22 protein-coding genes, 1 tRNA gene and 1 riboswitch are annotated in these 20607 nt (G+C 71.1%); of the genes, 11 read left to right on the forward strand and 12 right to left on the reverse strand.

What is annotated here, in order from left to right; translation table 11 throughout:
• The first annotated feature begins 43 nt into the window (after window positions 1-43).
• On the forward strand, window positions 44-1045 hold the full coding sequence (locus tag ACIRG9_RS10320; protein ID WP_402853160.1) for an NlpC/P60 family protein: 1002 nt from the start codon (window positions 44-46) through the stop codon (window positions 1043-1045).
• 63 nt (window positions 1046-1108) lie between these two features.
• Here the strand turns inward: ACIRG9_RS10320 and ACIRG9_RS10325 are convergent, their stop codons facing one another.
• Window positions 1109-3145, reverse strand: coding sequence for an N-acetylmuramoyl-L-alanine amidase (locus ACIRG9_RS10325; RefSeq protein ID WP_402853163.1), 2037 nt, complete (start codon window positions 3143-3145; stop codon window positions 1109-1111).
• A 236-nt stretch (window positions 3146-3381) separates the two neighbouring features.
• Window positions 3382-3519, forward strand: a riboswitch (cyclic di-AMP (ydaO/yuaA leader).
• A gap of 12 nt (window positions 3520-3531) precedes the next feature.
• Here ACIRG9_RS10325 and ACIRG9_RS10330 point away from each other — a divergent pair.
• Window positions 3532-4566: an NlpC/P60 family protein gene (locus ACIRG9_RS10330; protein ID WP_402853166.1), complete on the forward strand. Its 1035-nt coding sequence runs from the start codon at window positions 3532-3534 to the stop codon at window positions 4564-4566.
• A 62-nt stretch (window positions 4567-4628) separates the two neighbouring features.
• Here ACIRG9_RS10330 and dcd read toward each other — a convergent pair whose 3' ends face one another.
• Window positions 4629-5207 (reverse strand): dCTP deaminase, encoded by a 579-nt coding sequence (gene dcd, locus ACIRG9_RS10335; protein WP_402853168.1) that lies wholly within the window; start codon window positions 5205-5207, stop codon window positions 4629-4631.
• Window positions 5208-5285: 78 nt separating this feature from the next.
• Here dcd and ACIRG9_RS10340 point away from each other — a divergent pair, with 78 nt between their 5' ends.
• Complete coding sequence (locus tag ACIRG9_RS10340) at window positions 5286-5834, forward strand: pyridoxamine 5'-phosphate oxidase family protein (RefSeq protein ID WP_402853171.1); 549 nt, start codon at window positions 5286-5288, stop codon at window positions 5832-5834.
• Window positions 5835-5902: 68 nt separating this feature from the next.
• On the opposite strand, the gene ACIRG9_RS10345 is transcribed toward ACIRG9_RS10340, so the two are convergent.
• Window positions 5903-6886 (reverse strand): zinc metalloprotease, encoded by a 984-nt coding sequence (locus ACIRG9_RS10345; protein ID WP_402853174.1) that lies wholly within the window; start codon window positions 6884-6886, stop codon window positions 5903-5905.
• A gap of 246 nt (window positions 6887-7132) precedes the next feature.
• Between ACIRG9_RS10345 and ACIRG9_RS10350 the strand changes: the two genes are divergently transcribed.
• Window positions 7133-7206, forward strand: a tRNA-Gly gene (locus ACIRG9_RS10350).
• Window positions 7207-7298: 92 nt separating this feature from the next.
• On the opposite strand, the gene ACIRG9_RS10355 is transcribed toward ACIRG9_RS10350, so the two are convergent.
• From ACIRG9_RS10355 to ACIRG9_RS10370, 4 genes are all read right to left on the reverse strand, one after another.
• Window positions 7299-7709, reverse strand: a complete 411-nt coding sequence (locus ACIRG9_RS10355; RefSeq protein WP_402853177.1) for a VOC family protein — start codon at window positions 7707-7709, stop codon at window positions 7299-7301.
• Between the two features lie 186 nt (window positions 7710-7895).
• Window positions 7896-8228 (reverse strand): hypothetical protein, encoded by a 333-nt coding sequence (locus ACIRG9_RS10360; protein WP_402853180.1) that lies wholly within the window; start codon window positions 8226-8228, stop codon window positions 7896-7898.
• A gap of 14 nt (window positions 8229-8242) precedes the next feature.
• Window positions 8243-8770, reverse strand: coding sequence for a GNAT family N-acetyltransferase (locus ACIRG9_RS10365; protein ID WP_402853182.1), 528 nt, complete (start codon window positions 8768-8770; stop codon window positions 8243-8245).
• A gap of 40 nt (window positions 8771-8810) precedes the next feature.
• Window positions 8811-9194 carry a VOC family protein gene (locus tag ACIRG9_RS10370; RefSeq protein WP_402853185.1) on the reverse strand — a complete coding sequence of 128 codons (384 nt, stop codon included), beginning with the start codon at window positions 9192-9194 and terminating at the stop codon, window positions 8811-8813.
• A gap of 138 nt (window positions 9195-9332) precedes the next feature.
• Between ACIRG9_RS10370 and ACIRG9_RS10375 the strand changes: the two genes are divergently transcribed.
• Entirely contained in the window at window positions 9333-10226 is an 894-nt protein-coding gene (locus ACIRG9_RS10375) for a LysR family transcriptional regulator (protein WP_402854216.1), read from the forward strand.
• Between the two features lie 17 nt (window positions 10227-10243).
• Here ACIRG9_RS10375 and ACIRG9_RS10380 read toward each other — a convergent pair whose 3' ends face one another.
• Together ACIRG9_RS10380 and ACIRG9_RS10385 are read right to left on the reverse strand one after the other, a co-directional pair.
• On the reverse strand, window positions 10244-11311 hold the full coding sequence (locus tag ACIRG9_RS10380) for a hypothetical protein (RefSeq protein ID WP_402853188.1): 1068 nt from the start codon (window positions 11309-11311) through the stop codon (window positions 10244-10246).
• 42 nt (window positions 11312-11353) lie between these two features.
• A complete protein-coding gene (locus tag ACIRG9_RS10385; RefSeq protein WP_402854219.1) occupies window positions 11354-11674 on the reverse strand; it encodes a PadR family transcriptional regulator in 321 nt (106 codons plus the stop codon).
• A gap of 123 nt (window positions 11675-11797) precedes the next feature.
• Between ACIRG9_RS10385 and ACIRG9_RS10390 the strand changes: the two genes are divergently transcribed.
• Window positions 11798-12853, forward strand: coding sequence for a MerR family transcriptional regulator (locus ACIRG9_RS10390; protein WP_402853190.1), 1056 nt, complete (start codon window positions 11798-11800; stop codon window positions 12851-12853).
• Window positions 12854-12986: 133 nt separating this feature from the next.
• Window positions 12987-13865: an LLM class flavin-dependent oxidoreductase gene (locus tag ACIRG9_RS10395; protein ID WP_402853193.1), complete on the forward strand. Its 879-nt coding sequence runs from the start codon at window positions 12987-12989 to the stop codon at window positions 13863-13865.
• Window positions 13866-13932: 67 nt separating this feature from the next.
• Here the strand turns inward: ACIRG9_RS10395 and ACIRG9_RS10400 are convergent, their stop codons facing one another.
• Together ACIRG9_RS10400 and ACIRG9_RS10405 are read right to left on the reverse strand one after the other, a co-directional pair.
• Window positions 13933-14334 (reverse strand): ASCH domain-containing protein, encoded by a 402-nt coding sequence (locus tag ACIRG9_RS10400; RefSeq protein ID WP_402853196.1) that lies wholly within the window; start codon window positions 14332-14334, stop codon window positions 13933-13935.
• Window positions 14335-14525: 191 nt separating this feature from the next.
• Window positions 14526-15080 carry a phosphoribosyltransferase gene (locus ACIRG9_RS10405; protein ID WP_402853199.1) on the reverse strand — a complete coding sequence of 185 codons (555 nt, stop codon included), beginning with the start codon at window positions 15078-15080 and terminating at the stop codon, window positions 14526-14528.
• Window positions 15081-15286: 206 nt separating this feature from the next.
• Here ACIRG9_RS10405 and ACIRG9_RS10410 point away from each other — a divergent pair, with 206 nt between their 5' ends.
• A complete protein-coding gene (locus ACIRG9_RS10410) occupies window positions 15287-15943 on the forward strand; it encodes a septal ring lytic transglycosylase RlpA family protein (protein WP_402853202.1) in 657 nt (218 codons plus the stop codon).
• 100 nt (window positions 15944-16043) lie between these two features.
• Entirely contained in the window at window positions 16044-17171 is a 1128-nt protein-coding gene (locus tag ACIRG9_RS10415; protein ID WP_402853208.1) for a PP2C family protein-serine/threonine phosphatase, read from the forward strand.
• A gap of 12 nt (window positions 17172-17183) precedes the next feature.
• On the opposite strand, the gene ACIRG9_RS10420 is transcribed toward ACIRG9_RS10415, so the two are convergent.
• Entirely contained in the window at window positions 17184-17606 is a 423-nt protein-coding gene (locus ACIRG9_RS10420) for a MarR family transcriptional regulator (RefSeq protein WP_402853211.1), read from the reverse strand.
• A 152-nt stretch (window positions 17607-17758) separates the two neighbouring features.
• Between ACIRG9_RS10420 and ACIRG9_RS10425 the strand changes: the two genes are divergently transcribed.
• Complete coding sequence (locus ACIRG9_RS10425; RefSeq protein WP_402853214.1) at window positions 17759-18427, forward strand: NAD(P)-dependent oxidoreductase; 669 nt, start codon at window positions 17759-17761, stop codon at window positions 18425-18427.
• Between the two features lie 146 nt (window positions 18428-18573).
• Entirely contained in the window at window positions 18574-20430 is a 1857-nt protein-coding gene (locus ACIRG9_RS10430) for an acyl-CoA dehydrogenase (protein ID WP_402853216.1), read from the forward strand.
• Window positions 20431-20607: the final 177 nt, after the last annotated feature.

Raw genomic sequence — 20607 nt, forward strand, 5'->3', positions numbered from 1 at the left:
GCGCCCGGCGGTCGGTTGCAAAGGAGTCCGTGCGGTGGCAACCATGCCCCCTGATCGTCACGCCCGGCGCCAACCCCCGCTTCGACCCGTCGGAGCGCGCCGGGTAGTACGTCGTCTCCTCACCCTGGTCGCGGCCGCCGCGGTCGGTGCCGGGCTGCTGGCGGCTCCGGCGCACGCGGCGCCCTCGGTGGACGAGATCGACGCGCAGATCGACAAGCAGTGGGAACAGCTCGAACCCACCATCGAGAACTACAACAAGGTCCGCGCGCAGCTCAAGGTCAACACGAAGAAGTCGGACGAGCTCGCAAAGAAGATGGTGCCGCTGGAGCTGGAGTCGGCCCTGGCGATGAACCGGGTCGGTGACATCGCCGCCCGCTACTACATGACGGGCCCGTCGCAGGACCTCGGCGCCCTGCTGGTGAGCACCAAGCCGGGCACCCTCGGCGAGCAGCTCGTCATCCTCGACCGGCTGGCCCAGCAGCAGCGCCAGCAGGTCGCCGGCGTGCTCGCCGTCCGCGACAAGTACAACCGGCAGAAGCAGAAGCTGGATGACCTGATCGAGACCCAGACCAAGCAGAAGGAAGAGCTGGAGGCGAAGAAGAAGCAGATCAACGCCGAGATCAAGCGGCTGACCGCGATGCTGCCGGTGTCCTCCGTGCGGCCGGCGAACTGCCCGGCGATCGACGGAGTGTTGAGCAAGGCGGCCCGGACCGCGATCACGACCGCCTGCGCCCAGGTCGGCGACCCGTACGTGTGGGGCGCGACGGGCCCGAACTCGTTCGACTGCTCCGGCCTCACCCAGTACGCCTACAAGGCGGCGGGTATCTCCCTCACCCACTTCACCGGCGCGCAGTGGAAGGAGGGCAAGGCCGTGTCCCGGGCCGATGCCCGCCCCGGTGACCTGGTCTTCTTCTACAGCGATCTGCACCATGTCGGGCTCTATCTCGGCGACGGGCTGATGGTGCACGCCCCACGGACCGGAAAGCCGGTCCAGGTGAGCCAGATCAGCTACCAGCCGGTCGCAGGCTTCCGCCGGCCCTACTGACGGCTGCTTCGCCCAGTACGAAGGCCCCCGGTCCGCGGACCGGGGGCCTTCGTCTCGTTCGGGTTACCGGGGTGCGTCTACCGCCCCTGGCTGGATCAGTACGTCGTCGAGGTTGACGTACATCACGCGGTGGCCGAACTGGATCTGCACGTACTGGTTCGCGCCGCGGACGACCGTCCGGTCATCCGCCGCCGAGCCGTCGAACGAGACGGCCCGGTAGTACTCGCCCGGCAGCACGCCGCCGACCGCGTACTTCTGGCCCGCCTTGAAGGTGTACTGCAGCGGCGAGATTGCCTGGTAGGGGATGGTTGACGGGTACGCCGCCTGCTCGGGGTAGGCGCGCCCGTACACCGGGATGGTGGCCTTGCCCGGCTTGGGGGTCACCACGAAGCCGTTCGCCCACTTCGCCGTCCGCGCCGCGGCCGGGTTGTGGAACCACGCCTTCTGGCCGAGGTACCAGATGGCCGTCCAGTCGCCCTGGACATCGGCGAGAGCGTACGTCTGACCGGCCGAGGCGCGGGCGCCGTGGTCGGAGATGTACATGGTGTTCGGCTGGCCGTTCGGCTGCAGCCCCAGGTCGTTGACCAGTGGCGCGGTCGGGCTCGGAGCGGTGCGCAGGATGACCGAGGAGGAGCCGCGCAGCGGGCAGGGCTGGATCGGCGGCAGGGGGTTCGGAACGCCCGGGGGCTGCCGGTTGCAACCGGTGAAGGCCGGCTGGTTGCTGGCGTAGTCCGGGTCGATGGTGACCAGGCCCGTGTTCGGGGTCCCGGTTCCCTTGAACGGCGCCTTCATCAGGTCGAAGTAGTGCGACCAGTCCCAGTACGGTCCCGGATCCCAGTGCATCCCGCCCACGTTCGCGGCGGTGATGCCGGGAACGTTGTCGTGGCCCAGGATGTGCTGCCGGTCCAGCGGGATCTGGAAGCGCAGCGCCAGGTGCCGGACCAGCTTGGCGGAGGTCCGGTACATCGCCTCGGTGTACCAGGTGCCGTGGCCGGCGAAGCCCTCGTGCTCGATGCCGATGGACTTGGCGTTGACGTACCAGTTGCCGGCGTGCCAGCCCACGTCCTTGGCCTTGATGTGCTGGGCGACGTAGCCGTCCACCGAACGCAGCGTGTAGTGCCAGCCCAGGTAGGTCACGTCCTGAACGAGCTGCACGCTCGGGCCGAAGTAGCCCTCGGTGTCGTGGATGATGATGTACTCGATCTTCTGCTGTGCCGGCCGGTTGCCGATGTCGTAGTTGCCGTAGTCGCCGGAACCCGGGCCGTACTTCCCGTAGGGCGCGGGGATCCACTCGCAGGCGAGGCGGACCGGGCACTCCAGGCCGTCCGGCCGCTCGGCGCGACGCAGCCCGAGCTTGTGCAGCCCGGACTGGTCCGGCGTCACCGCCGCGGCGGCGAGGGTCACCTGCTGGCCGTCGTCGGTGATCCGGCTGGCGCCCTGGCTGATCTGGTCGTACACCTCGTCGGCGAAGGCCGCCGCGGCGTCCTCGGTGTCCGCGCCGGAATACCGGGCCACCGCGCCGTACCAGGCCGCCGGGTCGCTGCCGGCGCCGGCCGGCCCACCCAGCTCCTGCTGGTACGAGGCGAGCAGCGCCGCACCGCCCCGGATGTTGGCGACGGCGTCGGTACGCAGCGTCTCCTTCGACTCGCCGGTGAGGTCGGCGGCGGCGTCGAGGGTCTGCAGCGACGCCTGCGGCAGTACGTCGCCGCTCGGCCGCGCCGCGATCGCCGGGTCGAGAACGAGCGGCCGGGACTCGTCGCCGCGCGGGTCCTCGTTCTCGTCGACGTGGGCGCTGGACGGCGTCGAGGCGACCTGGGCCGCGTCGGTCAGGTGCATCGGGCCGTAGCCGCCACTGGTGCTGGGCTGGCCCGCGTGGGTGTCCCAGCGGGACTCCAGGTAGGAGACGCCGAGCAGGACGCTCTGCGGCACGCCGTACTCCGCTGCCGCGGCGGCGTACTGCTGTTGACGGTCCGGGTTGTCGGTGGTTCCGGCGGTGAGGGGCGCCGCCGCGCTGGGGCCGCTGATCGCGAGAGCGGTGGCTGCCGCGACGGTGGCGGCCAGCAATACCCGTCTGCGCGACGTTAGGGCTGAGAGGTGCATCAAACCTCCAGTTCGGGATGGGGGTCACTGCGTCCTCACCCTCGCTCCGCGCATGCCTCCTGGTCAATACCTTTCCAGGTAACGATGTACCCCGAAAGAAACCTTCATGCCCGCGGACCGCGACCGCGAATTTGAGTACGGAGTGTCACGGCGTCGCGGGTTGCGGAATGGTAACGACGATCTCTACTCTGGTCAGTCGTCGACCGGTAGGTTCACCGCCCAGCCCGGGTGGTGGCGGTCGGACACCGCCGAGTCGCCTCCGGGCGAGCCGGGGACCCAGGTACCTGGGGTGAATCCGCACCGTGGTGCGGTAGGGCGGCTCCCTTCCCGCCCGAACCCGTCAGCTAACCCGGTAGGCGGTCAGGAAAGAAGGAGTACGGAGCCCGGTGGCACACCATGCCCCGCGGCGACCGTCGGTCCGGCCGGTCGGCCGGTCGACGGCTGCGCCGCGTACCCGCTGGTCCCGCTTAACCACCGCCCTTGCCGCCCTGGCCGGCACCGCCGTCGTACTGACCGGCGGCGCCACGGCGGCCCACGCCGACCCGTCGGTCACCGAGATCGAGCGGCAGATCGACGCCGACTGGAACAAGCTCGAACCGATCATCGAGCAGGTCAACGCCACCCGCGAGGACCTCGCCGCCAAACGCAAGCAGGCCAACGCGCTGGCCAAACAGATCGCCCCGTTGCAGGCCCAGGTCGACGAGGCCCTCGGGCAGGTCGGTGGGCTCGCCGCCGACGCGTACAAGGGCAACGGCATCTCCACGGTCAACGCGCTGCTGGGCAGCCGGTCGCCGGGCGAGATCGTCAACAGCCTCGAACTGCTCGACCGCTTCGCGCACCGCCAGCAGCAGCAGGTGCAGGCCGTGGCCGACCTGCGCGATCAGTTGGCCGCGAAGAAGAAGCCGCTGGACGACATGGTCGCCCAACTGGCTCGTACCGATGCCCAGCTCTCGGCCAGGAAGAAGCAGATCGACGCCGAGATCGTCCGGCTGGAGAAGCTGCGGCTCAAGGTGTACGGCAACGGCGGCGGCGGCCCGCTGCGCCCGGCGCCCTGCCCCGCCGGCTATCCGGGCGGCCCCGCCGGGGTCGCGGTCAAGTTCGCCTGCGCCCAGATCGGCAAGATCTATGTCTGGGGCGCCGCCGGCCCGGACCACTACGACTGCTCCGGTCTCACCATGGCAGCCTGGGCCAAGGCGGGCGTCTCGATGCCGCACAACGCCCGGCAACAGCACGACGTCACCAAGCGGGTGAGCCGCAGCGAGCTGCGCGCAGGGGACCTGGTCTTCTACTACAGCGACCTGCACCACGTCGCGATGTACGTCGGCGACGGCTGGGTGGTGCACGCCTCCCAGTCGGGCAAACCCATCACGATGAAACGCGTCGACGACGGCCAGATCAACAGCTACGGCCGCCCCGGCTGATGTGAAAGGAGGGGCCCCTTCTTAACGCCTCAGGTAGCGGAAGGGGCCCCTGTCAACACCCGTCAGCGGGTCGACCAGATGCGCCAGTTCTGCCAGGAACGGCTCGGCGTCGGGCCGCGCTGCCCCTGGTAGCGCGAACCGTAGACCGCCGAACCGTACGGGTGCTCGGCCGGCGACGAGAGCCGGAAGATGCAGAGCTGGCCGATCTTCATCCCCGGCCAGAGAGTGATCGGCAGGTTCGCCACGTTCGAGAGCTCCAACGTGACGTGCCCGGAGAAGCCCGGGTCGATGAAGCCGGCGGTCGAGTGGGTGAGCAGCCCCAGCCGGCCCAGGCTCGACTTGCCCTCCAGCCGCCCGGCGAGCTGGTCGCCGAGCGAGATCACCTCAAGCGTGGAGGCGAGCACGAACTCACCCGGGTGCAGCACGAACGGCTCGCCCTCGGGCACCTCCACCAACGAGGTCAGGTCGTCCTGCTGCACGGCCGGGTCGATGTGGGTGTAGAGATGGTTGTTGAAGACCCGGAAGAGCCGGTCGAGGCGTACATCGATGCTGGAAGGCTGCACCAGCGCGGGCTCGAAGGGCTCCAGCGCGAGCGTGCCCGCTTCGATCTCGGAGGCCAGGTCGCGGTCGGAGAGCAGCATCGGAACACCATAGCGACCGGTACGGGTGACCTGCGTGTCGGACTGCGCACTCGTACACTTGTTCGATAGAATGTCCGCATGGCTTCCTGGTCCGAATTCGCCGCCGACGAGCCCCGACTCGCCGACGAGATCCGCCTTCTCCTGCAGCAGTACGGGCCGGGCTTCGGCTACCTCGCCACGGTCCGCGCCGACGGCGGCCCCCGGGTCCACCCGGTCTCCCCGGTCATCACCGACGAGGGGCTCTACTGCTTCGTCATCGAGTCGCCCAAGCGCCGCGACCTCGAACGCGACGGCCGCTACGCGCTGCACTCGTTCCCGCCCGAGGAGCGCGACGACGAGGCCTACGTCGCCGGCCGGGCCGAGCCCGTGACCGAGCCGGCCACCGTGGCCCGGGTGGCCGCCCTCGGCCGGGCCGCCCCGCAGGTCGACTGGCGGCTGTTCGAGTTCACCGTCGACGTGGCGATGCTGACCCGGCGTGACCAGGCGGCCCAGCTCGGCGCGGGCCGGCCGCAGGTGCGGGTCTGGCTCGACCCGCGAGCGACCGGCCCGACGCGGCGCTCCGACGTCGCGCCGCCCGAGGCCCGGCGCGGCCGCCACGGCTTCGACACCCGCCGCCCGGCCGCCTGAGCCCCGCGACAGCGCGGTGCCGGCCCCGTCGTCGAACGGGACCGGCACCGTTCGCCGTGCTGCGGTTGCTACGCCGCGCGGTAGGCCTCCCACGCGGTCAGCATTCGGCTGGCCTGCCCGGGGGTGAACTCGGACATGCACGAGTCGTAGGTGTAGTCCATGAAGTTGTGGATCGGGTCCGCGCCGGGAGCGGTGCAGGTGTCCCGCCCGGTCGGGCACTGGTAGGCAGGGGAGGCCTCAGCCGGGGTGTCGCTGACCTGGTCGCCCTGGCCGGTGCAGCCGCCCTGGAAGGTGTGGTAGAGGTTCAGCCAGTGGCCGATCTCGTGGGTGCCCGTGTCGCCCTGGTTGTAGTTGGTGGCGGTGCCACCCGGCAGCGACTCGCTCAGCGCGACCACGCCGTCCATCTTGTCCAGTGTCTTCTTCGGGAAGGTCGCCCAGCCGAGCAGGTTGTCGCTCAGCTCGCCCAGGTACATGTTCAGGGTGTTCTTGCCGCCCTCCCGCAGCGTGGTCTTCATGGACCGCTCGGCCGAGGAGCCCGAGACGATCGGGTACCAGGACGGGTTGGTGACCCGGTTGATCTTCTGGAGCTGGAACGCGAAGGCGGTCGCGGCGCCGCCGGTGCCCCCGCTGTAGGCCTGGTTCAGCACGCTGATCTGCTGATTGATCATCGAGTCGGGAATGTTGCCGCCAGCCCGCGTGCTGTCCCGCTGGATGACGTGGACGACGACCGGGATGGTCACGGTCGCCAGGGGCGCGGCTGCGGCGTCGACGCGGAGCCTGGACCGCTCGGCCAGGGCGGCGTCGAGATCCGCCTCCCGCTCCCGCACCTGCGAGGCGGTCAACTCGTTCGGGTCGTGCTTGGCGTGCGCTCCGGCCTTCACCCGGGCGTCCGGGTGGACGTCGGCCGGCTCGACGCAGCCGCCCGCCGGGGCGGCGGAGAAGGCCGAAGCGGCCGGGACGACACCCACCGCGGCGGTGCTGAGCAGCAGCGCGAGGGTCGTCGACGCGACACCGGCGGTACGCCGGGTCAGCAGGTTGGGACGGAGTCCCATGGGCCCACCTCTTTCTGGCGGCGCGACAGGGGGTGTGTCACGCCGTGGTTGAGAACGTGGAGCCGACGTTACAGTCCATCGATAAATTTGAAAACGCTCATATGTTGCGACAGTGAAACTTCTTGCCCGATCGACGGATCGCTATGGTTCCAAGATCGCGTCGAGGTGATCTCGCGGGGGGTGGGAGGCGCGCCGGGGGTACCTGGGTGCACGACGGCGGTGACCTCAGGTACAGTGGTGCCGCCTGCGGGTGTAGTTCAATGGCAGAACATCAGCTTCCCAAGCTGACAGTGCGGGTTCGATTCCCGTCACCCGCTCCAACTCGCGAAAGCCCTGGTCCGGACGAGAGTCCCAACCAGGGCTTTCGCGTTGTCAGCGGAGCTGAAACAGGCCGTGGGCCATCAGCGGGCCATTACTCGCTCTTGGGCCAGATGAGGCCCTGGTCGGTCCAGGTGACACCCTTGTTGCGGCAGAGGCAGAACGGGTGGCCGACGGGGTCGGTGTAGACGCGCCAGCCGTAGCCGTTGGGGCCGACGGAATCCTGCTGTAGCGTCGCGCCGAGGGCCAGGACGCGGCTCTGTTCGGCCTCGATGTCGTCAACTTCGAAGTCGAGATGGAACTGCTTGGGATGCTCGCTGTCGGGCCACTGCGGGGCGCGGTAGTCCTCCACCCGGATGAAGGCCAGCTCGATCTCGCCAAACCGGATACCGGCCCAGTTGCCGTGACTGCCCTCCTTGACCGGGCGACCCGTCACCTCTGAATAGAAGGCTGCCAGCTCCATCGTGTCCGGGCAGTCGATGATGAAATCGGTGAGTCGCAGCATCCGGCGATCTTGCCACGAGATCAAATAAGCCTTGAGACAGGCCCTAGCTGGCCTCGGCAGCCGGCCCGCCACCCTCGGCGGCCCGCCTCGGATTGCGCTTGCCCGGCTTGCGCCGGGCCGCCTTCACCGCCTTGTCGATCGCATGTTTCCTGGCCGGGCCTCAATCGTTTGCCACCGCCAGGGCGGTCAGGTCCGCCTTGGGCGGATGCGGTGCCCGACGCGCTGGCGGGCGTCGGCGAGCAGCAGATCCACGGCCGCGACCACGGCCTGCCAGGCGTCGCCGGCACCGGGGTCGCGGCGTTTGGCGAGTTGCTCGAAGGCGACGAGGCGCTGCCGGATCGACTCCAGGTGCAGATCGAACACCGAGGGCCGGCTCCAGTGCAGGTAACGAGGTGTCACCTGGAGCCAGAGCTGTCCGGTGGCCCGGTAGCGGGTGCCGCCGAGCGAGCGTTGCCGCAGGTAGGACAGCTTTCCGAGCGCCAGCTTGTCGGCGAGGGGCAACTCCTCGTGGTCGGTCACGTCGGGATGGTGACTCAGGCCTGCGATGAGCGCCAACGGATATCCGCCGGCGAGGGCAGGAGCGTCAGGTCGCGGACGTGCCGCAGACCGGGCTGCCCACTGAGCCGTACCTCGCCGACCGGGACGAACCCGGTGCGCCGCAGCACCGCGAGCGAGGCCGGGTTCGCCAGCGCGGCCGACGCGACCAGCCGACGCAACCCGTACTCCTCGCGGGCGAGGTCGCAGACGCGGCCGACGCCGTCCTGTGCCACGCCGCGCCTGGTCGCCCGCTCGGCCACCCGGTAGCCCAGCTCGGCGCTGCCCTCGGCGACGTCGACCAGGTTGAACCGCCCCAGCACGGTGCCGTCGTCGTCGACCAGGAGGTGGAAGTGGCATTCGCCGGTGGCCTGCTCGGCGAGCAGTTTCGCGAGCCGGGCGGCGAACTCGGCGAAGTAGTCGTCGCCCCGGTCCGGCACCGACCGGGCGAAGTACGCCCGGTTCTCCTGCTCGAAGCGGAGCAGGGCGGGGGCGTGGTGCACGTCGAGCCGCTGCAGTTCGGGCATCGCGCCACGTTAGCAACGGACCGGCACCCGTCGGTGACGACTATTGCGGGTACCAGCGCAGCTCCACGACGTTGCCGTCCGGGTCGCGTACGTAGATCGAGGTGGCGGTGCCGCGTGCGCCGAAGCGTGGCACCGGCCCGGTCAGCACGGTGAACACTCCGGAGTCGATCACCTGCTGCCAGTCGAGCGGCTCCACCACCAGGCAGAAGTGGTCGACGTTCGACCCGCTCGGCTCGCCGCGTACCAGGTCGATGATGGTCTCCGGGTTCACGCGTACCGACGGGAAGGGCGCCTCACCGGCCCGCCAGCGGTCGACCCGGACCGGCTCCAGGCCGAGGGTGCCGCAGTAGAAGTCCAGGGACCGTTCCACGTCTGCGACGGTGAGGACCAGATGGTCGAAGGCCGTCACCCGCACCGTGCTCATCGTGCCCCCAGGGCGTAGTGGTCCATTTGTGCTCCTGTCCTCGTAGGAAGTCACCGTCCAGCCTCGTCCTGGTCGGGCCGCGGACCAAGCCGCGATCGGACTACGATCGTTGACCCGGGTTCAACGGTGGGGGTCGGCGTGCTGGAGCGGTACGAGGTCGAGACGTTCCTGACCCTGGCCGAGGAGTTGCACTTCGGGCGTACCGCCGAGCGGCTGCGGGTGACCACCGGTCGGGTCAGTCATGTGGTGCGCAAACTGGAACGCCGGGTCGGCGCGCCGCTGTTCGAGCGCACCAGCCGGGTCGTCCGGCTCACCCCGATCGGCGCCCGCCTGGCCGAGGATCTGCGTCCGTTGGTGGCCGGGATGGCGGAGGCCGTTCAGCGCGCCGTCGAAGCGGGGCGAGGGCTCACCGGGGAGCTGCGGGTGGCGTTCGTCGGTGAGTGGACCGCACCGGTCCTGCTCCGCGCCGTCGCCCTCTTCTCCGAGCGCCACCCGGACTGCGTGGTGCACGTCCACGAGGCACCGCTGGCCACCACCCGGTCGAGCCTGCGGGACGGCACGATCGACGTGCTCATCGCGTCGTACCCGTTCGACGGCATGGCGAACGGCCCGGCGCTGGTCCACGAGCAGCGGGTGCTCGCGGTGGCCGCGGACCATCCACTGGCGGGCGCGGAGTCGGTGTCGCTGGAGGCGCTGGCCGAGCATCCGGTGGTGCAGTTTCCGGCGGTGACCTCGGTGGAGTTCAAACGTGATCGCACCCCGGACCGGACGCCGTCGGGCCGGCCGGTGCCGAAGGGCCCGGCCGGCAACACCTTCCCCGAGATGCTGTCGCTGGTGGCGATGGGCCGGGGGGTGCTGCCGGTGGGCGAGCAGACCCGGCGTTACCACCCCCGGCCCGACCTGGCGTACGTGCCGATCCGCGACGCGCCGCCGATCCGTCGCGGACCGGTGTGGCTGGCCAGCAACACCACCGCCCGGGTACGCGAGTTCGTCCGCGCCGCGGTCGACGCCAACCCCGCGCCCGCGGACTGAACGGCAGCCGCGAGCCCTCAGCCCGCGTTGAGGATCAGCGGCTGGAGGTCCCTGCGGGGGACCAGCGCGACGACCAGCAGGGCCAGCGTGCAGGCGGCGCCGACCAGGAAGAGCAGCGAGCAGGTCGGCTGCCCGAGCCACTCCCAGAGCGGATGCCAGGCGGGGTGCGGTTCGCCGAGGTGATGAGAGAACAGCGACGCCGTGGAGAGCAGCGCGGGTGCCCACCACAGGAAGAGGGCGATCGCGAGCAGCGCGGCCACGCCCCGGCGGCCCTCGGTGCGCCGGCTCGCCCAGGCGAACACCAGCCAGGTGAGCACACCCCCGGCCAGGCCGGCCAGCACGGCGGCGGGCAGCACCGCTGGCGGCGTCGTCCGTTGCATCTCCAAACCGAGGTACGAGTTGTAGGACGAGTCGTGGAAGGTGGCCCGGAAGGCGGTGTCGCCCCGGCGAGCCACCAGGGTGGTCTCGACCGGCTGGCTCGCCGGGTCGCAGCTCGTGGCGCAGATGTCGAGGACCTCGATGGTCGGCTCGTACACCTGCCAGCCGGCGGCCCGGAGGCGTTGCTGGGCGGTCGCCAGGGTCTCCGCCTCCGGCATCGGTGCGGGGCCGGCGGCCGACGCGACGGCCATGCCCTCCTGGTATTCGCCGCCGTCGCCGAACAGCACCGGCTCCAGCGACCGCCAGGTCAGCGGATTGTTGTAGAAGACGAAGAGTGCCGGGGCGGTCATGATGTCGTCGTCGAGCTGATGGCCGGGGAACGCTTCGGCGAAGACCGCCGCGATCTCGGCCCGGTCCGGCTGCGGCCGGGAGGTCTCCCAGGCGATCCGGGCGGCCAGCGATGCGGTGAACAGTCCGCAGATCAGCGCGGTGAGGGCCGCCCAGGCGCCGATGCTGGTGCTGGCGGGCCGGCCGAGGCGGCAGCGTAGGCCGCCCCGGATCAGGTCGAACGCCTCCCGTGCGGTCGGCCGGGTCCGCCCGGCGGGTGCGGTGTCGAGCAGCAGGCTGAGGATCTCCTCGCCGCGTTCCCGCCGGTACGCCCTGGGATAGGCGAGCAGTAACCACCGGTAGTGACGGGCGAGAGACATGGCCTCCCCTTCGTTCGGGAGCGTGGGCGGGCGGAAGGCGGGTCAGGCGGTGTGCGGGCGCATGGCGCGCAGCCGGGTCTCGGCCGCGGTGGCGAGCTGGCGCATCCGGGCGGTTTCGGCCTGGAGTGCGTCGAGTCCACCGGGGGTGAGCCGGTAGTACCGGCGTAGCCGCCCGTCCACCACCTCTTCGCGGTCCGGCTCCACGAGCCCCTGCGCGGTCAGCCGGTCGAGCGCGGTGTAGAGGGTGCCGGGCAGCAGGGTGCCGCGCCGCCCGGAGAGCACGGCGACGTCCTGGATGATCCCGTAGCCGTGCCGGGGGCCGGCAGCGAGCGCGGTGAGGATCAGGAACGTCGGCTCGCGCATCTGGCTCACGCGGACAATATATATAAGTGATTGATACATAGGCAACACCTTGACCCTGCCCCTGCGGCAAGGCCGAGCGTGGTCCGTGCCGGTCGCCGTGACCGGCACGAGGAGGATGCGGCCGTGGAGCTGCTGACCATCGGGGCGTTCGCCCGCGCGGCGCGACTCACGCCCAAGGCGCTACGGCTCTACGACGAGTTGGGGCTGCTGCCGCCCGCCGCCGTCGACCCGCACTCGGGCTACCGCTACTACGAGCCGGCGCAACTCGACCGGGCCCGGCTGATCGCCGCGCTGCGACGGGCGGGGATGCCGCTCACCGACATCCGGGCCGTCTGCGCCCTGAAGCCGGTGGCCGCCGGCGAGGCCGTAGCCGCCTGGTGGCATCGGGTCAGCGCGGACACGGCGGCGCGCGGTCGGGCCGTCGCACTCCTCGTCGGTCAACTCGCCGAAACGGAGTCCACCATGTCCGAAACCACCTTCCGGTACGCCGTACGCTGCGAGACCGGTGCGGTCCGGGATTCCAACGAGGACACCGCGTACGCCGGTGCGAACCTGCTCGCCGTGGCCGACGGCATGCGCGGCCCGGGTGGCGCCGCCGCCAGCGCCGCCGCCGTCGACGCGCTCCGGCCGCTGGAACTGGCCGACGCGCCGGCCGCCGAGCTGCTCGCCACGCTGGCCGAGGCGGTGACGTCGGCCGACCGCGCGGTACGCGCCGCCGCCACCGAGGGGCACCAACCGGTTACCACCCTCACCGCGATCCTGCGCCGCGGATCGCAGCTGGCCCTGGTGCACGTCGGGGACACCCGGGCGTACCTGCTGCGCGGGGGCGAGCTGTTCCGGCTGACCCAGGACCACACGTACGTGCAGTCGCTGGTCGACCAGGGCCGGCTCAGCTCGGCCGAGGTGGCCGGGCACCCGCAGCGTGCCCTGCTGGTGCGGGCGCTCGGGGCCGGTGCCCAGGTCGAGGCCGACCTGGCGCTGCGTACCGCCCTGGCCGGCGACCGCTACCTGCTCTGCTCCGACGGGCTCTCCGCGGTGCTCGGGCCGGCGGCGCTGCACGATGCGCTCGCCGCCGCCGACGATCCGGAGACCGCCGTCGGCCGCCTGATCGACCTCGCGTACGCGGAGGGCGCCCCGGACAACATCGCCTGCGTGGTCGCCGACGTGGTGCCCGCGTAGCCCTCCCCGGCACCCGCAAGATCGCACTCGATTCAGGAAGCAGCGGCCTCGTTCGCGTGGGAGGCCGCTACTTTCCTGTTCGAGCAGATCTCCGGTGGCCCGAACCGGCCCGCCGGGCCGTACCCTGACGATCATGCGGATTGGCATCGTGATCCTGCCCGACCAGCGCTGGTCGGAGTCGCGGCGGCGCTGGCGGCAGGCGGAGGAGTGGGGCTTCGACCACGCCTGGACGTACGACCACCTCGGCTGGCGGGATCTGGTCGACGGCCCCTGGTTCGACTCGACGACCACGTTGACCGCCGCCGCGACGGTCACCTCGCGGATCCGCCTCGGCACGCTGGTCGCCTCGCCCAACTTCCGGCACCCGGCGGCGTTCGCCCGGCAGGTGACCGCCCTGGACGACGTCTCCGGCGGCCGGCTGCTGCTCGGCCTCGGCGCGGGCGGCATCGGCTTCGACGCCACGGTGCTGGGCGGGGAGACCCTGCCGCCGGGGCGGCGGGTCGACCGGTTCGCCGAGTTCACCGAGCTGCTGGACCTGATTCTGCGCGAGGACGGCACCACCTGGCGCGGCGAATGGTTCGCCGCCGTGGACGCCCGGAACAACCCCGGCTGCGTGCAGCAGCCCCGGGTGCCGTTCGTGATGGCCGCGAACGGGTCTCGCTCGATGCGGCTGGCGGCCCGGTTCGGGCAGGGCTGGGTGACCACCGGTCTCGGCGGCGACGACCTGGACACCTGGTGGTCGTCCGTCGAGGAGCTCGCCGCCCAGATGGACGTGGCCCTCGACCGGGCGGGCCGCGATCCGGCCACCCTGGACCGCTACCTGTCGCTCGACTCGGCGCCGGTCTTCTCGCTCACGAGCGTGGACTTCTTCGCCGAGCAGGTCGCCCGGGCCGCCCGGCTGGGCTTCACCGACGTGGTGACGCACTGGCCCCGCGCGAGCAGCTGGTACGCCGGCGACGAGGCGGTGCTGGCGACGGCGGCCGACCTGCTCCCCGACCTGCGCCGGCTCTGACGCCACCCTCGGCGGTGGTTACGAAGGGGCCCCTGCTCTACCGGAAACGTTAAGAGGGGGCCCCTCCTTACACCTCGGAGGCCAGGCGGAACCGGATGCAGACCACCGGCGAGTCGTCGTCGACCGGAAAGCCCACCGAGGCCCAGTAGCGGCGGTGCCCCTCCCGCCACTCCTCGATGGACCGGTCGCCCTCCCCTTCCGAGCGGGCGAAGTCCCAGGACACGTCGGCGAAGCGGACCACCTCGACGTCGGTGACCTCGACGACGCCCACCAGCGCGTCATGGTCGTCGACCAGGACGAGCCGTTCGCCGACATGTTCCAGCTCCTCGTTCTCGTCGGCGTACTCGGAGGTCAGCAGGCCGGCGGTGGCGGTCTTCACGCCGGCCAGCACGAGGGTGTTGAGGTTGGCTCGCAGCTCGCCGGGCGCGCCGAGGGCGAGGGTGCGAAGTCCTCCGATGCGGGGCCACATCCTGCCGAGGCTAACCGCCGCCCCGGCCGCCCGTCGCGGGATTTCGTCCGCCCCCCCGGGCGGGCCGGACGGCAGCTGCACGGTCGTTGAGGACTTTGTCAGCTGAGCTGGCCGGCGTAGTCGGCTGCCGCCAGCGCCCGCGCGTCGCCGGTCGCCCCGTGCGCCTCAAGCGCCGCGTCGGCCAACTTGGATCAACCCGACGTCGTCCGGTCCAGGTCGTCTCCGGTGAGCAGGGCGCGCAGCCGGAGCCGCTCGGCGACGTACGGCGGGCAGGTTGCGACGAGCGCCGCCGTGCCGACCAGCTCCGCCCCACTGTCCCGGATCACCCGGTCGAGCGCGTCCAGTTGGGCTCCGGTGGCCACCCAGTCGTCGACGAGCAGCACCCGGTCGCCGGGGCCGAGCCGGTGGCCGTCGACGCCCAGCCGTAGCCGGCGGCCCCGGTAGTCCGGTGGTGTCTCGGCCCAGCGCATCGGGCCGACCCGCCGCCGCGGCCCGCCCTCCTTGTGCGCCGGCAGGAATCCGGCGCCGGCGGCCACCGCGACCAGTGGGCCGAGCAGCAGCCCGGTCACCTCGGGAGCGACCACCACGGTGGGCCGGGCGGCGGGGAACAGGCCGGCGAGGGCCGGTCCGATGCCGGCCAGCACCTCCGGATCCCGCCACCAGCCGGAGGTGTCGCTGACCAGATGACTGCTGTCCGGGCCGGGGTCGACCCAGCGGAACAACTCGACCAGGCGTCGGCTCAGCACGACACCATCTTCGGGCACCGCCGCCAGACGATTCCCGCATGGTTGCTGGCCAGCGATCCTTCCTCCGTTCGGATGAGCAAGGTTCGCACGAGCGGATAGACGTATCGGGGTAAATGCGGGCATAGCAGCATGATCACATTGACTTCGGAAGTGCTTCTCTCGTTACGGTCCGAGCCGGTTTGTTCAGCTGACGAAAGGACCGGGCGGTGGCTGGTAGGCATCTCCGTACCCGCAAGCTCTCCTCGCCGGCCGGCATCGCCGCGACCGCGGCCGTCGGCGTGCTGCTCGCCGTCGGTGGCACCTTCGGCGCGATCCAGCTCACCTCGGGCGAGCCCGCGACCGATTCCGCCCTCGCCGAGCCCCGCGTCGTCGAGGCTCCGCCCAGCACCCTCGCCCCCAGCCCGACCGACCTCTCCGCCTCGCCCAGCGCGTCCACCTCGCCGAGCCTCAGCCCGTCGCCGACGGCCACCCCGAGTCCGAAGGCGACCCGGACCCAGGCCGCCTCGCGGAGCATGACGCGCACCGCGAGCCCGAAGCCGAAGCCCACGGCGACGAAGACCACCGCCGCGGCGAAGGTCGTCGACAGCGGCTCCTGCGGCGCGTCCTTCTATGACGAGGGCCAGATGACCGCGAACGGGGAGACCTTCAACCCGAACGCGCTGACCGCCGCGCACAAGACCCTGCCGTTCAACACGAAGGTCCGGGTGACCAATCCGGCCAACGGCAAGTCGGTGGTCGTCCGGATCAACGACCGCGGCCCGTTCGTCACCGGCCGGTGCCTTGACCTGTCCCGCGCCGCCTTCGCGGCCATCGCCGCAACCAGTCTCGGCGAGTTGACCGTCCGGTACGAGGTGCTCGGCTGACCCCGTGACCGGCGGCGATCGGGCCACGGAGGCGATCCGGCCGGGCAGAACGTCCTCAGACGACGGGCCAGGTTCATTCACCGGTTCATGTCCATCAGGCATGCTGTCCGGTATACGCACGCAACCCTTCCAGTCGGGCCGTGGCCCGCTGAGCCCCGGATCCCGCGCCGGCCTCGGCGCGGCCCTCGCGCTGCTCATCCTGGTCTCCGCCATGGAGTGGGCCGAAGGCCCGGCCGCACACTACATCGCGCTGATGGTGATCGCCCCGTTGCTCGCCGCCGCGCTGGGGTCGTGGCGGGTGGTGCTCGGGGTGGGGGTCCTCGCCACGGCGATCGGGGCCGCCTTCGCCCTCGCCGAACGGACGCTCTCCCTGGTCTCCGCCGTCAATGTCACCGGCGTCGCGCTGGCCACCGGGATCGCCGGCGCTGTGGCAGCGGTACGCCAGCGCCAGTCCGAGAAGATCGCCGAGCTGTCCCGGCTCGCCTCGGTCGCCCAGCAGGCGGTGCTCCGGCCGATCGGGCCGCAGGTGGGCACTCTCACGGTGGCCGCCCGCTACATCTCCTCCACGGCCCGGGCCGAGATCGGCGGCGACCTGTACGAGGCGATGGACACCCCGTACGGCGTCCGCATGATCATCGGTGACGTGCGGGGCAAGGGGTTGGACGCGGTCCGGCTCGCCAGCATCGTGCTCGGCTCGTACCGGCACGTCGCGTACGAGCGGGCGGACCTGCGCGCGGTGGTGACCGATCTGGACCGGGCGGTGGCCCGCAACGTGGGCGACGAGGACTTCGTCACCGCCGCACTGGTCGAGGAGCGCGGCGGCACCCTGACCATCGTCAACTGTGGGCACCCGCCGCCGCTGCTGCTGCGCGGGGGCGCGGTGATTCCGCTGGAGCCGCCCGCGCCCGCGCCGCCGCTGGGCTTCATGCCGGTGGTCCGTCCGCGGGTGGAGCGGCTCGAACCGGGCGACCGGCTGCTGTTGTTCACCGACGGGCTCGGGGAGGCGCGCCGGGACGGCGAGTTCTTCCCGACGGCCGACCGGGCCTGGCAGCTGCTCGGCCACGGCACGGTCGCCGACGGCCTCGCCTCGTTGGAGACGGCCCTGGTCGAATGGGTGCACGGGCGGCTCGACGACGACATCGCGCTGGTCCTGATGCAGTACACCGGCTCGCGTAGTGAGGTGACGGCCGCAGTGCCGAGCTGGGAGGTTGGTGCGGCGGAGAGCTGACGCCCTGTCGGTTCAGCCGTCGGCCAGTTCGTCGGTGGCCCGCCGGCCGGCTTCCCCGGCCCGGCGCAGGAAGTCGGCGATCACCGCGAGCTGGCCTTCGTCGTACCCGGCGCAGATCTCGTCCATCGCGGCGTTCATGCCCGCGTAGAGGCGGAACAGTTCGCCGTTGCGCTCGCGTAGGGCCCGGACGGTCACCGAGCGGCGGTCGGTGGCGTCGGGGTCCCGCTCGCGCACGATCCAGCCGCCCCGCTGGAGCCGGTCCAGGACGCCGGTCATGGTGGCGGGGTGCAGGCCGGCCCGGCGGGCCAGCGTGCCGGGGCTCAGCGGTCCGTGCCGGTCGATCAGGTCGAGACAGTCCAGGTCCACGTCGCGCAGTGAGAGCCGTACGCCGACGTGGTGGTTCAGCAGCGCGAGCTGGTTGCTCAGCTCCCGCATCGCCTCCTTGGTCCGGTTGGCCGCCTGTCGGCGTCGGCGCGCATCTCCAGATGCTACGGATTCCATATTGTTTGAGCCTCGTATCAACTGTTACGGTTTCCGTATCTTACGGGATGCGGCCGCTCCGGCGGCCCACGACGAAGGGGTGACGGATGAAACTCGTGATCTTCGGGGCCAGTGGCGGAATCGGTCGCCACCTCGTCGACCAGGCACTGGCCGACGGTCACGACGTCACGGCGGTGGTGCGCGATCCGGCCCGGCTGCCCGACACGTACGCACAGGTGGTGACCGCCGATCTGGCGGCGGCCGGCCCGGCGGCGCTGCGGTCCGCGGTCGCCGGCGCCGACGCGGTGCTGTCCGGCGTCGGCCCCCGTGTCGCGGCCGACGCCGGTGTCGCGTCCCGGGGTACCCGGGCGATCGCCGAGGCGATGGCCCGGTCGGACGTACGACGGATCGTGGTGGTCAGCGCCGCCCCGGTCGGCGTGGTGCCGTCCCCCGGCCGGCCGCGCCCGCCGCGACGCGACGAGGGGGACGGCCCCCTGATGCGCTTCGTGCTCGGTCCGGCGATCCGGCGGGTGCTGCGACGGCACTACGCCGACCTCGCGCTGATGGAGGAGGAGTTGCGGGACGGTGGCCTCGACTGGACCGTGGTCCGGCCGCCGCGGCTCACCGACGGCCCGCTGACCGGCGGCTACCGCACGGCGTACGGGCGGAACATCCGGGGCGGTCTGAGCGTGTCGCGGGCCGACGTCGCCCAGCTCATGCTCGCCCTGCTCGACCGGCCGGAGTCCGTACGCCGGACCGTCGGCGTCGCCAACTGAGGCGGGGCGTCGCCGGGTGCCCGGAAGCTGAAGCACAGGTGTGTAATCGCTGTCACTTTCACGATCGGCTTGTCGTTACCTACCGATGAGTAATACAGTCTGGGTTACTGATCGGTAACAGCTGTTCGGAAGCGGGGCCAGCGAGCATGACCCACTACAAGAGCAACCTTCGGGACCTCGAGTTCAACCTGTTCGAGGTCTTCGGGGCGGACCGGACGTTCGGCCAGGCGCCGTACACGGAGGTGGACGTCGACACCGCCCGCAGCTTCCTTTCCGAGGTCGACCGCCTGGCCCGCGAGGACCTGGCGGCGAGCTACGCGGACAGTGACCGCAATCCGCCGATCTTCGATCCGGCGACGTACACCGCACCGCTGCCGGCGTCCTTCAAGAAGTCCTACCAGGCGTTCATGGACTCGGAGTTCTGGCGGCTGGACCTCCCGGAGGCCCTCGGCGGCACCAACGCCCCGCGCGCCCTCTGGTGGTCGATGGCCGAGCTGGTGCTCGGCGCCAACGCCCCGATCTGGATGTACGCCTCCGGCCCCTCCTTCGCGCACGTGCTGCACGTCGAGGGCACCGAGCGGCAGCGCGAGTGGGCCAAGCTCTTCATCGAGAAGCAGTGGGGCTCGACCATGGTGCTCACCGAGCCGGACGCCGGCTCGGACGTGGGCGCCGGCCGTACCCGGGCCATCCCGCAGCCGGACGGCTCCTGGCACATCGAGGGCGTGAAGCGCTTCATCACCTCGGGTGAGCACGACCTCTCCGACAACATCGTCCACTACGTGCTGGCCCGCCCGGTCGGCGTGGAGGGCGCCGGCGGCCCGGGCACCAAGGGCCTCTCCCTCTTCGTGGTGCCGAAGTACCACTTCGACGAGGAGACCGGCGAGCTGGGCGAGCGCAACGGCGTCTTCGCCACCAGCGTCGAGCACAAGATGGGCCTGAAGGTCTCCAACACCTGCGAGATGACCTTCGGTGAGCACGGCGTACCGGCCAAGGGCTGGCTGCTCGGCGACAAGCACGACGGCATCCGGCAGATGTTCATGATCATCGAGTACGCCCGGATGATGGTCGGCACCAAGGCGATCGCCACCCTCTCCACCGGCTACCTCAACGCCCTGGAGTACGCGAAGAACCGGGTGCAGGGCGCCGACCTGACCCGGTCGACCGACAAGACCGCACCCCGGGTGACCATCACCCACCACCCGGACGTGCGCCGCTCGCTGCTCATGCAGAAGTCGTACGCCGAGGGCCTGCGCGCGCTGGTCTGCTACACGGCGAGCTGGCAGGACAGGGTCGCCATCGCCGAGGCGGCCGGCGACGAGCAGGCCACCAAGCTGGCCAAGCGGGTCAACGACCTGCTCCTTCCGCTGGTCAAGGGCGTCGGCTCGGAGCGCGCGTACGAGCTGCTCGGCCACGAGGCGCTGCAGACCTTCGGCGGCTCCGGCTTCCTCCAGGACTATCCGCTGGAGCAGTACATCCGCGATTCCAAGATCGACACCCTGTACGAGGGCACCACGGCGATCCAGAGCCTCGACCTGATCTTCCGGAAGATCGTCCGGGACAACGGCAAGGCGTTGCTGGCCGTCGCCGGTGAGATCCAGGAATTCATCACCTCCGAGGCCGGCAACGGCCAGCTCAAGGAGGAGCGGCAGGCGCTCGGCAAGGCGCTCGCCGAGATCCAGAACATGCTCGGCGTACTGACCGGCTGGCTGGGCGAGGCCCAGAGCGGCGACTCGCGGGCCCTCTACAAGGTCGGCCTGAGCAGCCGCCGGTTCCTGCTGGCGGTCGGCGACCTGGTGGTCGGCTGGCTGCTGCAGAAGCAGGCGGACGTGGCGCTGAAGGCCCTGGCCGGCGAGGTCTCGGCCGCCGACCGGGGGTTCTACACCGGCAAGGTGGCCGCCGCCCGGTTCTTCGCCCGCGAGGTGCTGCCCCGGATCGGCGCCGACCGGCGGATCATCGAGGGTGCAGACCTGGAGATCATGGACCTCCCGGAGGAGGCGTTCTGACGCCGTGCGGGGTGTTCGACCCCGACCGGCGGCCGGCGAGCGGACAGCTCGCCGGCCGCCACCGTCGCTGATCGAGTTCGCGCCTCTGGAGGGGTCGCTCGGTCCGGCCGCCCCTGTCCGCGCCCCCGCCGCGTCGCCTGAGCTGAATGTCCGGATTGCGTGGGTGGGTGCGGCTGT

This window comes from Micromonospora sp. NPDC093277 (assembly GCF_044765245.1).
In the GTDB taxonomy this organism is placed as follows: domain Bacteria; phylum Actinomycetota; class Actinomycetes; order Mycobacteriales; family Micromonosporaceae; genus Micromonospora.

Bases quoted from the DNA above. Each gene is read 5' to 3' on its own strand.
- ACIRG9_RS10320 (WP_402853160.1), top strand. From the start codon at position 44: ATGCCCCCTGATCGTCACGCCCGGCGCCAACCCCCGCTTCGACCCGTC.
- ACIRG9_RS10325 (WP_402853163.1), bottom strand. From the start codon at position 3,145: ATGCACCTCTCAGCCCTAACGTCGCGCAGACGGGTATTGCTGGCCGCC.
- dcd (WP_402853168.1), bottom strand. From the start codon at position 5,207: ATGCTGCTCTCCGACCGCGACCTGGCCTCCGAGATCGAAGCGGGCACG.
- ACIRG9_RS10340 (WP_402853171.1), top strand. From the start codon at position 5,286: ATGGCTTCCTGGTCCGAATTCGCCGCCGACGAGCCCCGACTCGCCGAC.
- ACIRG9_RS10345 (WP_402853174.1), bottom strand. From the start codon at position 6,886: ATGGGACTCCGTCCCAACCTGCTGACCCGGCGTACCGCCGGTGTCGCG.
- ACIRG9_RS10355 (WP_402853177.1), bottom strand. From the start codon at position 7,709: ATGCTGCGACTCACCGATTTCATCATCGACTGCCCGGACACGATGGAG.
- ACIRG9_RS10365 (WP_402853182.1), bottom strand. From the start codon at position 8,770: ATGCCCGAACTGCAGCGGCTCGACGTGCACCACGCCCCCGCCCTGCTC.
- ACIRG9_RS10370 (WP_402853185.1), bottom strand. From the start codon at position 9,194: ATGAGCACGGTGCGGGTGACGGCCTTCGACCATCTGGTCCTCACCGTC.
- ACIRG9_RS10380 (WP_402853188.1), bottom strand. From the start codon at position 11,311: ATGTCTCTCGCCCGTCACTACCGGTGGTTACTGCTCGCCTATCCCAGG.
- ACIRG9_RS10385 (WP_402854219.1), bottom strand. From the start codon at position 11,674: ATGCGCGAGCCGACGTTCCTGATCCTCACCGCGCTCGCTGCCGGCCCC.
- ACIRG9_RS10395 (WP_402853193.1), top strand. From the start codon at position 12,987: ATGCGGATTGGCATCGTGATCCTGCCCGACCAGCGCTGGTCGGAGTCG.
- ACIRG9_RS10400 (WP_402853196.1), bottom strand. From the start codon at position 14,334: ATGTGGCCCCGCATCGGAGGACTTCGCACCCTCGCCCTCGGCGCGCCC.
- ACIRG9_RS10415 (WP_402853208.1), top strand. From the start codon at position 16,044: ATGCTGTCCGGTATACGCACGCAACCCTTCCAGTCGGGCCGTGGCCCG.
- ACIRG9_RS10420 (WP_402853211.1), bottom strand. From the start codon at position 17,606: ATGCGGGAGCTGAGCAACCAGCTCGCGCTGCTGAACCACCACGTCGGC.
- ACIRG9_RS10425 (WP_402853214.1), top strand. From the start codon at position 17,759: ATGAAACTCGTGATCTTCGGGGCCAGTGGCGGAATCGGTCGCCACCTC.
- ACIRG9_RS10430 (WP_402853216.1), top strand. From the start codon at position 18,574: ATGACCCACTACAAGAGCAACCTTCGGGACCTCGAGTTCAACCTGTTC.